The organism is Pseudomonas sp. KK18, assembly GCF_037094675.1.
In the GTDB taxonomy this organism is placed as follows: domain Bacteria; phylum Pseudomonadota; class Gammaproteobacteria; order Pseudomonadales; family Pseudomonadaceae; genus Aquipseudomonas.
Window position 1 is genome coordinate 1,594,479 of the sequence record NZ_CP146605.1, and the last position, 13,737, is coordinate 1,608,215.

General features: G+C 57.3%; 20 protein-coding genes and 1 pseudogene. 8 read left to right on the top strand and 13 right to left on the bottom strand.

Features of this window, described 5'->3' with window-relative positions:
• Positions 1 to 5: 5 nt before the first annotated feature.
• On the bottom strand, positions 6 to 290 hold the full coding sequence (locus V6607_RS07035) for a type II toxin-antitoxin system RelE/ParE family toxin (protein WP_008437803.1): 285 nt from the start codon (positions 288 to 290) through the stop codon (positions 6 to 8).
• Positions 280 to 519 carry a ribbon-helix-helix protein, CopG family gene (locus V6607_RS07040; protein ID WP_008437804.1) on the bottom strand — a complete coding sequence of 80 codons (240 nt, stop codon included), beginning with the start codon at positions 517 to 519 and terminating at the stop codon, positions 280 to 282. Before V6607_RS07040 ends, V6607_RS07035 begins: the two co-directional genes overlap by 11 nt.
• Positions 520 to 728: 209 nt before the next feature.
• Between V6607_RS07040 and V6607_RS07045 the strand changes: the two genes are divergently transcribed.
• Complete coding sequence (locus V6607_RS07045) at positions 729 to 1,256, top strand: DUF4142 domain-containing protein (RefSeq protein ID WP_003212082.1); 528 nt, start codon at positions 729 to 731, stop codon at positions 1,254 to 1,256.
• 55 nt (positions 1,257 to 1,311) lie between these two features.
• Here the strand turns inward: V6607_RS07045 and V6607_RS07050 are convergent, their stop codons facing one another.
• The 6 genes from V6607_RS07050 to V6607_RS07075 form a co-directional block, all read right to left on the bottom strand.
• Positions 1,312 to 1,737: a low affinity iron permease family protein gene (locus tag V6607_RS07050; protein WP_003212079.1), complete on the bottom strand. Its 426-nt coding sequence runs from the start codon at positions 1,735 to 1,737 to the stop codon at positions 1,312 to 1,314.
• 110 nt (positions 1,738 to 1,847) lie between these two features.
• Positions 1,848 to 2,330, bottom strand: coding sequence for a methylated-DNA--[protein]-cysteine S-methyltransferase (locus V6607_RS07055; protein ID WP_003212078.1), 483 nt, complete (start codon positions 2,328 to 2,330; stop codon positions 1,848 to 1,850).
• An 89-nt stretch (positions 2,331 to 2,419) separates the two neighbouring features.
• Positions 2,420 to 2,752 (bottom strand): hypothetical protein, encoded by a 333-nt coding sequence (locus V6607_RS07060; RefSeq protein ID WP_134325876.1) that lies wholly within the window; start codon positions 2,750 to 2,752, stop codon positions 2,420 to 2,422.
• Between the two features lie 22 nt (positions 2,753 to 2,774).
• Entirely contained in the window at positions 2,775 to 3,185 is a 411-nt protein-coding gene (locus V6607_RS07065; RefSeq protein ID WP_003212074.1) for a type II toxin-antitoxin system HicB family antitoxin, read from the bottom strand.
• A gap of 23 nt (positions 3,186 to 3,208) precedes the next feature.
• Complete coding sequence (locus tag V6607_RS07070; protein ID WP_003189411.1) at positions 3,209 to 3,391, bottom strand: type II toxin-antitoxin system HicA family toxin; 183 nt, start codon at positions 3,389 to 3,391, stop codon at positions 3,209 to 3,211.
• Positions 3,392 to 3,562: 171 nt separating this feature from the next.
• Positions 3,563 to 4,471 carry a LysR family transcriptional regulator gene (locus tag V6607_RS07075; protein WP_087692622.1) on the bottom strand — a complete coding sequence of 303 codons (909 nt, stop codon included), beginning with the start codon at positions 4,469 to 4,471 and terminating at the stop codon, positions 3,563 to 3,565.
• A 95-nt stretch (positions 4,472 to 4,566) separates the two neighbouring features.
• Here V6607_RS07075 and V6607_RS07080 point away from each other — a divergent pair, with 95 nt between their 5' ends.
• Together V6607_RS07080 and V6607_RS07085 are read left to right on the top strand one after the other, a co-directional pair.
• The gene (locus V6607_RS07080) at positions 4,567 to 5,730 is read left to right on the top strand and encodes an MFS transporter (RefSeq protein ID WP_134325877.1); all 1,164 of its coding nucleotides are present in this window, start codon (positions 4,567 to 4,569) and stop codon (positions 5,728 to 5,730) included.
• On the top strand, positions 5,727 to 6,917 hold the full coding sequence (locus V6607_RS07085) for an MFS transporter (RefSeq protein WP_134325878.1): 1,191 nt from the start codon (positions 5,727 to 5,729) through the stop codon (positions 6,915 to 6,917). Before V6607_RS07080 ends, V6607_RS07085 begins: the two co-directional genes overlap by 4 nt.
• Here V6607_RS07085 and V6607_RS07090 read toward each other — a convergent pair.
• From V6607_RS07090 to V6607_RS07100, 3 genes are all read right to left on the bottom strand, one after another.
• Complete coding sequence (locus tag V6607_RS07090) at positions 6,910 to 7,218, bottom strand: addiction module antidote protein (protein ID WP_003212064.1); 309 nt, start codon at positions 7,216 to 7,218, stop codon at positions 6,910 to 6,912. The genes V6607_RS07085 and V6607_RS07090 overlap by 8 nt on opposite strands.
• A gap of 2 nt (positions 7,219 to 7,220) precedes the next feature.
• Positions 7,221 to 7,514, bottom strand: coding sequence for a type II toxin-antitoxin system RelE/ParE family toxin (locus V6607_RS07095; protein ID WP_134325879.1), 294 nt, complete (start codon positions 7,512 to 7,514; stop codon positions 7,221 to 7,223).
• A 161-nt stretch (positions 7,515 to 7,675) separates the two neighbouring features.
• A complete protein-coding gene (locus V6607_RS07100; protein WP_008437810.1) occupies positions 7,676 to 8,488 on the bottom strand; it encodes a helix-turn-helix transcriptional regulator in 813 nt (270 codons plus the stop codon).
• Positions 8,489 to 8,583: 95 nt separating this feature from the next.
• Here V6607_RS07100 and V6607_RS07105 point away from each other — a divergent pair, with 95 nt between their 5' ends.
• Both V6607_RS07105 and V6607_RS07110 read left to right on the top strand, forming a co-directional pair.
• Positions 8,584 to 9,474 carry an SDR family oxidoreductase gene (locus tag V6607_RS07105; RefSeq protein ID WP_102604154.1) on the top strand — a complete coding sequence of 297 codons (891 nt, stop codon included), beginning with the start codon at positions 8,584 to 8,586 and terminating at the stop codon, positions 9,472 to 9,474.
• Positions 9,475 to 9,501: 27 nt separating this feature from the next.
• Positions 9,502 to 9,749: pseudogene (locus tag V6607_RS07110) on the top strand (GNAT family N-acetyltransferase); the annotation flags it as partial.
• Positions 9,750 to 9,798: 49 nt separating this feature from the next.
• Here V6607_RS07110 and V6607_RS07115 read toward each other — a convergent pair.
• Both V6607_RS07115 and V6607_RS07120 read right to left on the bottom strand, forming a co-directional pair.
• Positions 9,799 to 10,149, bottom strand: coding sequence for a BrnA antitoxin family protein (locus V6607_RS07115; protein ID WP_134325880.1), 351 nt, complete (start codon positions 10,147 to 10,149; stop codon positions 9,799 to 9,801).
• 3 nt (positions 10,150 to 10,152) lie between these two features.
• Positions 10,153 to 10,434, bottom strand: coding sequence for a BrnT family toxin (locus tag V6607_RS07120; RefSeq protein ID WP_008437813.1), 282 nt, complete (start codon positions 10,432 to 10,434; stop codon positions 10,153 to 10,155).
• Between the two features lie 575 nt (positions 10,435 to 11,009).
• Between V6607_RS07120 and V6607_RS07125 the strand changes: the two genes are divergently transcribed.
• The 3 genes from V6607_RS07125 to V6607_RS07135 all read left to right on the top strand — a co-directional run bounded on the left by V6607_RS07125 (position 11,010) and on the right by V6607_RS07135 (position 13,732).
• On the top strand, positions 11,010 to 11,816 hold the full coding sequence (locus V6607_RS07125; protein ID WP_008437814.1) for a polysaccharide lyase family 7 protein: 807 nt from the start codon (positions 11,010 to 11,012) through the stop codon (positions 11,814 to 11,816).
• 222 nt (positions 11,817 to 12,038) lie between these two features.
• Positions 12,039 to 12,812 (top strand): 2OG-Fe dioxygenase family protein, encoded by a 774-nt coding sequence (locus V6607_RS07130; protein WP_134325881.1) that lies wholly within the window; start codon positions 12,039 to 12,041, stop codon positions 12,810 to 12,812.
• Positions 12,809 to 13,732: a lysine exporter LysO family protein gene (locus V6607_RS07135; RefSeq protein WP_134325882.1), complete on the top strand. Its 924-nt coding sequence runs from the start codon at positions 12,809 to 12,811 to the stop codon at positions 13,730 to 13,732. Before V6607_RS07130 ends, V6607_RS07135 begins: the two co-directional genes overlap by 4 nt.
• Positions 13,733 to 13,737: the final 5 nt, after the last annotated feature.

Genomic DNA, 13,737 nt, shown 5'->3' on the forward strand with positions numbered 1-13,737 from the left:
CGGCGTTACCAACTGTTCGGTGGTTGGCGCCGTGTGTGAAATATTCGAAGAACCTGTAACCGTCCCTCGCGAATACGATATGGCACGAGATAGGGCCAGCGTGGCATCACCCACTCACGTGTACCAGGAACGCGTCCCTCTCGACCCATCGCCGGAAACTCAGCAACATGCTCAAGCCCCGTCCGGATGGCCTGAACAAACTCATAAGCCGCTTTGGGGTTTTCCTGGGCGATGAAAGCTGCTTCATCATCAAGATTTTTGAGTGCTGCCTTCAGCCACTCAACGCGCATTGGCACGCCATTTGTTTGCCACTGCGTCTACTTCGGCGGCAGTTGCAAAGTCACCCGCATCGGCTTCTTTCAACGCCTTTTGAATTTCCTCGATTTGCCATGCTTCACGCGTCAGGTATTCGCGTAACGCATCGACGGCGAGGAACGATTTGCTGCGCCCGGTGGCCTTGGCAAGGCTGGCGAGTGTTTCGGAGATGTCTTCAGGTAGACGTAATGACATGACCGACATAAGTGCCTCGATGTAGTGATGTGTAATACAACATACTACATTGTCACCGTTGCATCTTTGTGTCCCGTTCGTCAGGACTGCTCCTCAGTAAGACCTGACGACCGTTCGTCGCACTAACAAGTTTTTTCTAAACCTTTACCGCCCTGAAAATTCAGATTCAGAGCGGGGCTCGTTTCCCTGCACCTGTTTATTACCTGGAGGAACCCATCATGAGCCGCATGGCTATCCGGTTACGCACCGCCAGTTTCGCGATGCTGCTGGGCCTCGGCGCCAGCAATGCTTTCGCCCAGTCGCCTGCCGATTTCATCGAGCAGGCTTCGGCCAAGGGCATGGCCGATATCGAGACCAGCCGCATGGCACACGCCAAGACTTCGTCCCAGGAGATCAAGGACTACACCATCGAAGTCATCAATGAACGCACCCTGGCCAATCAGCACCTGGCGGCCATCGCCAAGAAGCTCGATTTGCCAGTGGCCCCACGGGACAAGATTGTCGACAAGGCCGAATCGCTGATGCCCGAGCTCAAGGACGGCGACTCCTTTGACGCCGCCTACACCGCCCAGCAGATCAAGGCCAACGAAGACGCGATCGCCTTGTTCAAGCAGGAGGGCGCCGAGTCCGATATCCCGGAAATAAAGGCTTTGGTGGATGAGACCTTGCCCAAGTTGGAAGAGCGCCTGGAGAAAGCCCGGGCGCTGGCGTCGACGTACGGTAAGGGTCACCAGGGCGACGGTTGATTGCCTTGAGTACCCCATGAAAAACGGTGGCTGGAGTGATCCAGCCGCCGTTTTTTTATGCCTGGTTCAGGTCCGTCTTGGACCGGCCATTGTCATCCGTTGTTTCGGTAACCAGCGTCGTCACAGTGATGGTTTCACTGTCGCCGATGGTCTTGTATTCCTTGCGCAGTTTCTCCAGTTCCTTGCGGTCCAGGCCGTCCAGGCTCAATACGGCGTTTTGTGCATCCTTGGTGGCGCGCAGCAACTCGTCAATCTTGATATGCAAAATGTCGTTGTCGCGGTTTTGCGTGTTCTGGATCAGGAACACCATCAGGAAGGTGATGATGGTGGTGGAGGTGTTGATGATCAGCTGCCACGTGTCGTTGTAGTGGAAATAAGGCCCGCTCAGACTCCACAGGAGGATCAATCCCACCGCCGCGTAGAACGTGCGGGCGCTGCCTGCCCAACGGGACAGGGATTGTGAGATGGCGGAGAATTTCATGACCGTTTTCCTATAAGGGTGGGTGATGAAAATACTGACCGCAGGCGCGCTCTGAAATTTCTTTTTACAATTGAGGATCTGAACAAAGTTGTACGTTTTCCTGCTGGGGGTCAGCCGTGATCCTCCAGCGCCAGCAGATACTGCTTGGCCTCAAGCCCGCCGGCGAACCCGGTCAAGCCACCCGACGCACCAATCACCCGATGGCACGGCGCAACAATCGAAATCGGATTGCGCCCGTTGGCGGCGCCGACGGCACGCACGGCCTTGGGGTTGCCTATCTGCGCAGCGATCTGGCTGTAGCTGCGGGTCTCTCCGAACGGGATGGTCAACAGCGCCTGCCAGACTTTCTTCTGGAAGTCGGTGCCGGCGAAGTCCAGTTCCAGCTCGAAACGGTTGCGGGCACCGGCGAAGTACTCCTTCAACTGTCGCTCGGTCTCCAGCAGTACCGGGCTGTTGCTGGCTTCTTGCAGGGCACCCAGGCGAACGCGATTGGGCCGCTCTTTTTCCCAGAGGATGGCGGTGAGTTTTCCGTCACGGGCCACGAGGGTCAGTTGGCCGACGGGGGAGGGCATGTATTTGTATTCGTAGGACATGGTCGGGCTCCTTGAGTGGGTATGGCTCTACTGTAGATGGGCCGACCCAGGGTGGAACTACGTTTCTTGCGGTCGAATTCGCGAACGACTTAGAAGTTCCAGTAAACCCAATCGGCGTAATACGGATACCAATAAAACCACGAGAACCAGTACAGCGCCTTGAGTACCGATGCCGTGCCAATGACAAAAAATGAAGCGATGTTGAGCAGCGTGATGATCACGGCAAATACGGTTACACGCCGACTGGCATGCAGTTGGGCAAACCGGGCGCCATAAACGGAGGCCGTGATGGACGCCAGCACCAACACGAGTCCCAGCGCAAAGGGCAGCCTGAGGAACGAGAGCAGCAGAGGAACGATCAGCACCCAGCCCAGTACCTTGCGCAGTACGGGGCTGGGCGTGCGGTGTGAGGGAGGGAGCATTGCGCGGTTCCTTGAAGTGCTGTTACCGGTCTTGTTGCAATACCTTGAGGGCAGCAGACGCAAGAAAGCCCGAACGGCTTTTTTCTTCCGGATGATGCAGGACGTATTCGTCAATGCGGTTCAGCAGATAGCCGGGCAACGTGATATTGAGTTTCTGTGCCTTGCCCAGGTACTTGGTCACATCAATATCCACCACCGCCCACGTGCAGCCGGCATATTGCGGGTTGGCGGCATGGAGGGTGACTTTCTGTGCTGTAGGAATGGGCGCACCGTCTTCTGCGAGGATCTCGAAGTGGCCTTCGATCGCTTCGCGGGCCATGGCCATGGCGTCGTCCAGATCATCTCCAGCTGAGAAGCAACCGGGAATGTCCGGGACTTCCACACCCCAGGCATGGTCCTCGTCACCGGTTGAAATTGCGATTGGGTACAGCATGTTTGTTGTCCTCAACGAACGTGTTAGCTGAGCAGAGCTTGTTTCAAAATGCTCTTTGCGGTCTTGTCCAGCAGGTCCTTTTTAGGATGGGGAATCGTCACGAGCCCCGGCTTTGTCGGGTGCTTGAAATGATGATGGCTGCCTCTGATTCGCACCAGATACCAGCCATCCGCAACGATGTGACCTATCAAATATCGGCTGTCCACAGCACCTCCTTGTGGTGTGTGTTGGTGGAGACTATAACTACTGAAAATAAATTATCAACACTCTACCTACCAGCGGTCGATGACCGGTGTTTCTGTAGGGGCTGTATGCAGTGTATGAGCGCATGGGGACGGTGCCCGACGGAGGTATTGCGAGGTTTTTCGAGAGAACAATCAGGCTTTCTGACGAGCCTGCAGCAACTCATCAATTACCGTGAGAAATGCCGTGACCATCAAGCTGCTTGCGCCGCTACGCGTAAGAACGAGCAGCCGTGCATACGCTTCCGCGTCCACCAACGGCCGATACGTCACGCCCTTGTTCATCAAACTCTGCGTACATTCCGGCACCAGCGCCACACCTTGTCCCGCCGCCACCAGTGCAATGATCGAGGTAATTTGCCGTCCCGACGGCCCGGCCCTCAGTGGCAAACCTTTGTGCCGATAAAGCTGCTCAATGGACTGGTTAAGCCCCGAGCCATAATCGGCTGGGAACAGAATCAACGGGTACCCACTCAACTGCGCCAGGCTGACCTCGGCCTGGTTGGCCAACGGGCTGTCGCTGGACACCGCCGCCACCAGCCGCTCCTCACCCAACGACAACGCTTGCACCTCAGTCTGACCGTCCTGGGGCAGTAACCGGCTCAGGCCGATATCCAGGCGGCCATCAGCCACCTGTGCGCCCAGGCTGCCGGAGGCGCATTCCACCAGCGTCAGTTGCACATCGGGAAAGCGTTGGGCGAAGGCTTGAATCGCTTGGCTGAACAAGTCCGACAGGGCTATCGAGCTGACGTAACCCAGCGCCAGTTGCCCGGCGGCACCCGCCGCCAATTTGCCCGCGATGACTTCAGCGAGGTCGACCTGCTCCAGCACCGCCCGTGCGTAGGGCAGGAACGCGCGCCCCTGGGGAGTGAGCGAAACCGTGCGACTGGTGCGGTCGAACAGGCGAAATCCCAGCTCAGTCTCCAGCGCGGAAATCTGCCGGGTCAACGGCGGCTGGGCCAGGTGCAGGCGAATGGCCGCTCGGCCGAAGTGCAATTCTTCGGCGACGGTCAGAAAGTAACGCAGCTTGCGTAGGTCGAGCATCCTGGCCCCAGGGTATTGATCGGTTCGAAATCGGTATTGGTCTCGGGTGTGCGGGTCATTCTATAAAGGCCTCAGATAATAAAACGAGAGGTTTCATGAAACCGCGCCTGCATTGTGCCCGTCTTGCCCTGTTCCTGTGTGGCTGCGCGGCGTTTCTCAACCTCTACGCCACCCAGAGCATTTTGCAGAACCTTGCCGCCAGCTTTGAAGTGAGCGCCAGGGCGGCCGGTTGGAGCATTACCGTCACCACCTTGGCGGTAGCGCTGACCGCGCCCTTTGTCAGCCGCCTGACCGGGCGTTTTGAGCAACGCACGGTGATCTCGGCGGCCGCGCTGTTGCTGGCGTTGCCGGCTTTGATGACTGCCTATGCCAGCAGCTTTGCCGAACTGCTGGTGTGGCGCTTTATCGAAGGCATGCTGATCCCCGTGGTGTTCGCCACCAGCGTGGCCTACATCGGTGATCGCTGGCGCGGCGGCACCGTCACCGAAGTCACCAGCCTCTACGTGGCCGGCACCGTGCTCGGCGGGTTTGCCGGGCGCTTCGTCACCGGTGTGATGACCGAGTACGTCGGCTGGCGTGAAGCCTTCGAGCTGTTGGCAGTGTTGAGCCTGATGGTGGGCGGGTTTATCCAGTTCCTGCTGCCGGGCAATCCACCCCGAATTGCGCGACCTTCAACCACCTGGGCCGACGTGCTCGGCACGCCGCTGCTGGCAGCCTACGCCGTAGGATTTTGCGTGCTGTTCTCCCAAGTGGCGACGTTTACCTACGCTGGCCTTTACCTCAGCCAGGCCCCGTTCGACCTTGGCCCGGCGGCGCTGGGCACGATCTACATGGTGTTCCTGCTGGCCCTGGTGGTCATTCCCGTTGCCGGGCGCCTGAGCAAATCCCGCCCGCAATCCGAACTGCTGACGGCGGCTGCGGTGCTTGGCGTTTGTGGCTCGGGCCTGACCTTGCTGCCATCCCTGTGGTGCATCGTATTGGGCCTGGCCCTCAGCTCCACGGGCGTGTTCCTCGCCCAGGCCGCCGCCAGCGCCTTCACCACCGCCACCGCCCGCCACAACAAGGCCGGTGCCGTGGGCCTGTACCTCACCTGCTATTACCTGGGCGGCAGCTTCGGCGCCATCGTCCCGGCGCTGATCTGGGGGCGTTGGGGTTGGGTGGGGTGTGTGGCGCTGATCATCGGTTTCCAGCTACTGTCGTTGCTGATCGCCCTGGCGGGCTGGAAGCCCCTCCAACCTGAACTGAGCAAGACCTCATGAGCGATGCCGTTGCCCTGCCGGTACCCGAGACTTCCGCCCGTCGCCGCTCGTTGATCGCCGGCTGCAGCGCCCACGCGATTCACGATGGCCTGACCGATGTGATCTACGTGCTGCTGCCGATCTGGCAAGCGCAGTTCGGCATGACCTACGCCCAGGTCGGCCTGCTGCGCGGTGCCTATTCCGGGATGATGGCGGTGTTTCAGTTGATGGCCAGTCGTGCCGCCAAACGCTGGGGACGCACGCCGATGCTGGTGGGCGGCACGGCGCTTGCCGGTGTTGCCTATCTGTTGGTGGGGCAGGCGACCGGGTTGGGCATGTTGTTGCTGGCGCTGCTGTTGGGCGGGCTGGGGGCGAGTACCCAGCATCCGCTGGCTTCTTCGATGATCACCGACACCTACGAGAGCGGTGGTGGGGTCAAGGAAGCGCTGTCTCAATACAACTTCTCCGGGGACATTGGCAAAACCCTGGTTCCCGGGCTGGTCGGCCTGTTGCTGACCGTCATCAGCTGGCGCGCGAGCGTCACGCTTCTTGGAATGCTGGGATTGGCCGCGGCGGGGTTGCTGTGGTGGCTGATCCCAACGCAGGCAGCGGCGTCTGCTTCCGGCAAAACCGCCAAGACCTTGATCGGAAGTGGCTCGGTCAGCGGTCTGCGTGCGCTGATCGTCACGGGCACACTCGACAGTGCCGTGCGGATGGGCTTTCTCACGTTTCTGCCCTTTCTTCTGAAAGCTAAAGGCGCCGGCACTGCGGGCATCGGTCTCGCGCTGACCATGCTGTTTATCGGCGGCGCCTTCGGCAAATTGCTCTGCGGCTACCTCGGCGCACGCATCGGCATGATGAAAACCGTGTGGCTGACGGAGAGCAGCACGGCGGTGTTGATCGTTGCGGCGGTGTACCTGCCGTTGAGCGGGTTGATGGTGATGTTGCCGGTGTTGGGGCTGGCATTGAATGGCACGTCGTCGGTGCTTTACGGCGCGGTGCCGGATCTCGCTGGCGCAGGTAAACGAGAGCAGGCGTTTGCCGTGTTCTACACCGGCACCATCGGCGGGGGCGCGTTGGCGCCGGTTCTGTTTGGCGGGCTGGGGGACTTGATGGGCGTGCCGGTGGCGGTGATGGTGCTGGCGGGGATGTTGTTGCTGACGTTGCCGTTGGCGTGGGTGGTGCAGCGGGGCTGCTCACTCAAATAATCGAATGATTGGCGACATGCCCCGGCTGTGCTTGCAGATCGATACCCAGTGCGTGAAGCACCTTGAGTACCGTTTCGAAGCGGGGCTTTGCTCCAGGGGCAAATGCCTTGTACAGACTCTCACGGCCCATGCCGGTATCGGTCGCGACCCGCGCCATCCCGCGAGCTTTGGCCACGTACCCGACGGCCCTGAGGAACTCCTCATTATCGCCGTCGGCCAGAACTTGAGAAAGGTATTCGCTGATGGCTTCATCACTGTCGAGCAGTGCCGCCATATCAAATGTCGTCAGTGTTTGGCTCATGATCAAACTTCCTTTGCCAGTTTTTTTGCTCGCCGGATGTCGGCGTCTTGTGAGGATTTGTCGCCACCGGCCAGCAAGACGATGACGGTTCTTCCTCGCTGCGTGAAATACACTCGATAACCCAGACCGATATCTACGCGCATTTCCGAGACACCATTGCCTACCGTCTTTATATCGCCCAGATTGCCAGCAGATGCGCGATCGATGCGCCGGGCGATGGCGATTTTTGCGCGTAAATCAAGTATTGCTGAATGCCAGGTAATGAAGGTCTGCGTTTGCTGGACTAGATAGTTCACGGATTTTCACTGTATCCATATGGATACTTGCTGGCAATAGGCATGAGCACGTGCGCGCGGCGCGGTTAGGCGCAGGAGAATGATGTGAGTAAGGCTAAGGATTCAAATGGTCTCTTGTTGCGAGCGATTGCAGTGTCGAAGTCTCTTGCAGTTGCTGGCGCCTAATCCATCAAGGATGCGATCCGCTGCGCATCCTCCGGCGTCGCCGGGTTGTACACCACCATATTCAGATCCTTGCGCCCATCGACCGCAAACACCGAATACTCAAATTCGATCGGCCCCAACACCGAATGGCGTATCCGCTTGATGCGATCACCATGGGCGCCCTGAACATCGTTTTCGCTCCACATCGCCTTAAATTCAGGGCTGCGTCGACACAGTTCATCCACCAGCGGCTGCACCTGCTCCGCCGCGCCTGAGCGCGCCGTATCAATCCTGAAAGCCCCCAACACAAACCGCGCCACGCTTTCCCAGTCGTATTGGGCCGCGCGGGAATTGGGATCAAGGAACATGAACCGCAGGATATTTCGCTGTTCCGGCGCCTGGGATCCGTAGTCCATCAACATCACCGTCGCCGCCTGGTTCCAGGCCACCACGTCCCAGGTCGCCGTACGCAGGATCGCGGCGCTGGGGTTCAAGGCATCCAGTACCCGTTGCAGGCGTGGCGTCACCGTTTCGTTTTGCTGATAGCGCACTTCGGGTGGGCGTCCGAAGGCCAGCAGGAACAGATGCTCGCGTTCGATATCGGTCAACATCAGCGCATGGGCAATCCGCTCCAGCACTTCCACCGACGGCGCGCCGCCACGGCCCTGTTCGAGCCAGGTGTACCAGGTGGGGCTGATGTTCGCGCGTTGGGCCACCTCTTCGCGGCGCAAACCTGGCGTACGCCGTCGTGCCGATGAGAAGCCGAATGCCGCCGGATCAAGCCGGGTACGTCGGTCTTTCAGATAGCTGCCCAACTGGTTTGCGCTCATAGCCTGTTAGCCTCTATACCCTGATAACTTCACTACTTTACCCGTATAGGGCAAGCGCACAGATTAGTCTCTGAATACACACGGAGATACGGTTCATGCGCATATTTATAACGGGTGCCAGCGGATTTATCGGATCGGCTGTCGTCAAGGAACTGATCGCGGCGGGCCATCAGGTGCTGGGGTTGTGCCGCTCGGATGACAAGGTGGCAGCGCTGGAGGCCGCCGGGGCTCAGGTACATCGTGGGTCGCTTGAGGACCTGGGAAGCCTCAAGTCTGGTGTTACCCAGGCGGATGGCGTGATTCACTTGGCGTTCAATCACGACTTCTCGAAATTCGTCGCGAACTGCGAGGACGACCGCCGGGTTATCCAGGCGCTGGGAGAGGCACTTGCCGGGTCGGATCGACCGCTGATCATTACCTCCGGTGTCGGAATTGCGAGCACCGTGCCGGGGCAGTTGGCGACGGAGGATGGTGCGGTGGTTACCTCAGCGCAAATTCCTCGTGCAGCGTCGGAAGAAGCGGCTAACGCTGTAGCCGCGACGGGGGTGAATGTGTCGGTGATGCGTTTGCCTCAAGTACACGACACCGTCAGGCAGGGGCTGGTTAGCCCGGTGATCGAGTTGTATCGCGAGAAGGGCGTTTGCGCTTACATCGCCGACGGGAAAAACCGTTGGCCGGCGGCACATATTCTGGATGTGGCTCGGCTCTACAGGCTGGCGATTGAAAAGGCCGAGCCGGGCACGAGGTATCACGCGGTGGCGGAGGAGGGTGTGTCGCAAAGGGAGATTGCCGAGGTATTGGGGACGCGGCTAGGGTTGCCGGTTAAATCCATTTCGGCGCAAGAGGCTCAGGGGTTTTTTGGTTGGTTGGCAAGGTTTACCGCTCACGATATGCCTGCATCCAGTGCGATCACGCGCAAGAAGTTGGGATGGGAACCGGTGGGGCCGGGGTTGCTTGCGGATCTTGCGCAGTTGGAGGGCTTTTAAGGTCGAATTGCTGGAGGGCAGATTACTAATGTTTTCGAGAACGGGTTTGTTTCATTAGTCGTTGTTTCTCCAGCATTCCAACGTCAAGGAATAGCGCTTCGGCTGCTTGCTGCGTCTGAGACCGCCTGCAAGACGATGAAGCTTTTTACCTCGGCAAATACGTCCAACGTCGCTTCCCAGAGACTCATCGCCAAGGCTGGTTTTTTCCAAGCGGGGTTATCGAGAACCCGAATGAGGATGATCCGGAGCTGGTTTATTTCAAACGTATTCGGTGAATGAGACGGGCCGTTTGATCATTGTGAAACACCACGCTTGAGGCCTGGCTTAGTGTTTGCCGGAGTTGTGTGCTCCTAACACACGATGCAACTCCCCCGCGACAGCAAGCAGTTGCTGTTCCAAGGCTTCCACATCGGATGCGTTGATCCTGTCATTGATGACAGGCAAGGTTTTCGCCCGCTTTTTCGGGGCGGTTACTAGGTTATGTGCATCCTGGGAGACCAGAGCCTGGCGCAGAATGTTATTGATCACCGTCTGATAGCCCGTACCGACGTTTTCGGCGCACGTGCGTGCTGCATCGATCACGACGTCATCCAGCATGATGGTGATGCGTGTCTTGCCTTTGTTGCCTGCAATAGCACCGCGCTTCCCTGAGCTGAAATCGTATTCGTCTTTCATGGTTCAAACCTCCAGATACTGGCGTCGTTCACTTTTGGATGCGAGCCTTGCACTGATGATGCGTACGAAATTCGGATCACGGTAGGTGTAGGCCACCACCAATATTCGATCCTTTGCATCTTTGCCCACGACTACCCAGCGTTCTTCATCGTGGTCGCGGTCTTCTATCATCAATGCTTTAGCGTCGTGAAATACCGGTTCAGCATCGGCCAGGCTTACACCTCTGTGCTTTAGCTGATTCAGTGTGTTCTTGGTGTAGTCATACTGGATTCTGAAGGTTTTCATTATGCATATTTTATATGTATAAAAAAGCGATTGATTGGGGGATGGATCTTGAGGGAAGGGATGACGGATTTCCGTCGGTCGACGCTGATGCGCCCGGTATGAGGGGGATGCTTAGTGTGTAGGGAAGGTGAGGAACCAAGGGGGGGATTGTTGAGCGCAGCTATCTGGAAGAGAGATCTTGCGGCTTTGCCTACACAACCATCAGAATCGTCCCGGTTGTACGCCTTGGGCGACGTCTTTAAGGTTCGTCAGCCGCTGCCCATCAGCGGTCGGGTTTAGTAGCCCGATTTGATCAACGGCGTATGGCTGTGCCATTTTTCAGACGTTTGAATGTCTGGTCTTTATGGTGGCTGTACGCGGGGCGCCTTTGGGCGCGCCGGTTTCGTTGATCAACCGGTCTACTAACCCGCGTATAGCCGCCACCCTTTGTTTAGTATCTCCGGAAGGTGGTCCTAACCGAGGATCAACAGATGTGTACTGGCTCGTATAACTCACCCACATTGATTCGACGCCCCCAATCGCTGTCGGATTGCTGGCGTTGCAGTTGGCGCTTTGACGAATGATCGGTGACGGTGATGCACGCATTTAAAGTGTTTGGCGCTGGATTTAGCGTGGTGTCGGTCTTGGCCATCGGAGTGATTTTTAACGGTGGAAATGCCTTTGCCCTGGATGCCACAAAAACCCCAGGCGACAACCTGCCCAACCTGAGCCGTGCGTACGTTCTTCAGGATTTCAATGCGCAAGGTCAGCCAGAAGAAATAGCGCTAGGCGAAAATCTTCAGAACGCCTATTTCTACACAAACTGTTATCGCTCATCGGGATGCCATCAAGGTGTGCCGGAAGGAGCGCTGGTATTCAACACACCCTCGGGTTTTAACGCGACGCCCAACAGTCACTATCCCCGGGTTGAACTGCGGGCAAAAAGAGAGTTCACCGCAGGTGATGTGTTTGATAACACCCAGTCCGGCGAGCTTTATGTGGTGCAAAATCCAAGCACAAAATCGATCATATTTGCCCAGATACATGGCGACAAGGCGGGAGGTTCGGAGCTGCTGAAGCTTCGCTGGGAAGGTGGCTCGATCATCGCCGGGACCAAAACGCGCTATGGGCAGAAGGAGCAACGGACAGTATTGCTGAAGGGGCTCGAGCTTAACGACAAGCTGAATTACAAGATTGAGGTCAAGGGCTCCGAGGGTGGCATGGTGCTGCTGGTTTCGGCTGCGGCGAATGGCAGGCAGGCCAGCCGGGAATTCGATATTCCGCCATCGGGTTGGCAGGGCATCAATCTGTATTTCAAGGCCGGGAATTACAACCAGACCGCTGAGCAGGACGGCGGGGCAGCTATTGTTGCGTACACCTCCCTGGATGTGGGTTACCAGTAGCAGTGTGCGCCGGTTCAGAGACTCCCCGGCCCAGCAACCTGCGTACAGTCTCACCCTATCTGCGTAGTACTGCGTCAGTAATGCCGAGTAAAAAGATTCGTTCCCCCTCGCTCCATTAGCGTCCGACGTCGTTGTAAGACACTTCTCGTTGTTCGCGCCTCCATTGAAGTTCTCCACGGTGATTGCCTATGTTTGATGGCATCAAACCAAGGAGGAATGACCATGCCTCGAAGTGCCTTAGCAGAAGATGGATATCTGCATTACATGCCTCGTGTGAGCCAGACTCATTGCGTCGAAGAGCTCGCAGAATTACGTCGAGAGTTTGAACAGTTGGAGCCGGATGAGTACGCCCCGCCTGGAGTAAACAGGTTTCGACGGTATGGCAACGGAGTCATTCTTCCCTGGCAAGACACGCATGAAGGCCACTGGTTGCCAATCGTCAAAGATGGGGCAGGCCACGGACGCGCAGGTTACGACCAAGGCGGTAACAATCCGGATCACGCAAATATTCGCTACTTTCACGCGTTGAGTGATGCGGTAAAAAACAATCGCGTACTACTCGACCTGATCGATGAAGATTTTTCCCTGACGTTCTGGCAGCATCCTGGCCAGCCCCTTCCTATCTATTTTGGGGTGCATTTTGTAAAACTCACGTCCGCGAGTTCGGATCAGCCAGGTATAAGCTCACCGAACTTTTTTCACCAGGATGGAGAGCCCGTCACGTTTGCGCACTTGATCTACCGTTCTTCGAACATGACGGGTGGCATCAATTTTATTGGGCATCCGGAAATTCGAAACATGCTATTTGAGGACGCGCGGGCAAGTCAGATTTGGGCGGAGTTTACCCTTTCGGAGCCTCTCGATAGTTTTGCCGTTCATGATCCGAAGGTTTCGCACTATATAAGCCCGATCAAGAAACTTGACGACGCCTCTCCCGGAGTCTGTGAGCGCTGTATTGTTTTGGTTGATTTCTCGCCAACCATTCAGAGGATATGACGGTGCAGGCGTTGAGCTCGGTATTGCCCATCTTGATTGCGTTGGGAATAGGCTATCTATCGAGCAAACTCTTGCTCCCGGATAAAGTTGTTGTCCGATTGGTCAGTCTGATCAGCCCTTTGGTTTGGGGGCTACTTTTTCTGATAGGCACTGAGTTCGGCGAAGTGGTTTCTTCGCCGGATGCGGTTGGGTATGTACTCAAGACATCTTCGCTTGTCGCGGTCGCAACAACAGTGGTGCCTTGCATGCTGCTGCTGGGCTTGGCGGCTTTGAGAGGGGCTGGACGAGAACCAGGCAGGGTTGCCAGTTTCGATATGCATGGCGCTGCTGCTCCTCTGAAAGGGTGCTTTATTGCGCTGCTGATGGTGGCCTTGGGCGTGTTGTTCACATATGCAGAATCAACCGTTGCAAGCTTGTGGCTTCCGCCCAGCAACGTGATGTTAATGGTACTGATCTTCTTGGTGGGACTCGACTTGTCGAGCATCAAGTTAGGTCGTGACTGGATCTCATGGGGCGTTCTATGCGTTCCGATTGCCGTGGTCATTGGCTCAATATTGGGAGCCTATGCGGTTCATTTCATCACTGGCGAAGATATCCGTTTGCTCCTGGCACTCTCGACGGGATTTGGATGGTTCACGCTATCCAGCGTCCTGGTCGGAGGGCTGTCCGGAGAAGTTCATGGCGCTACGGCATTGCTCGCAGACCTGGGGCGCGAACTGATCGCGATCGCTTTACTGTACCTGGTCGGTGGCTTCCACCCAAGGGTCGGTATTGCCGCCGCTGGGGCAACCGCTCTGGACTCGACGTTACCGATCGTGCGCCAAACCTGCCACTGCGACACGCTGCCTACTGCTCTCATGAGTGGTTTGATTCTGACGGTGTTAGCGCCCTTTTTTATAACCTTCTTTCTGACCGCATGACGTGA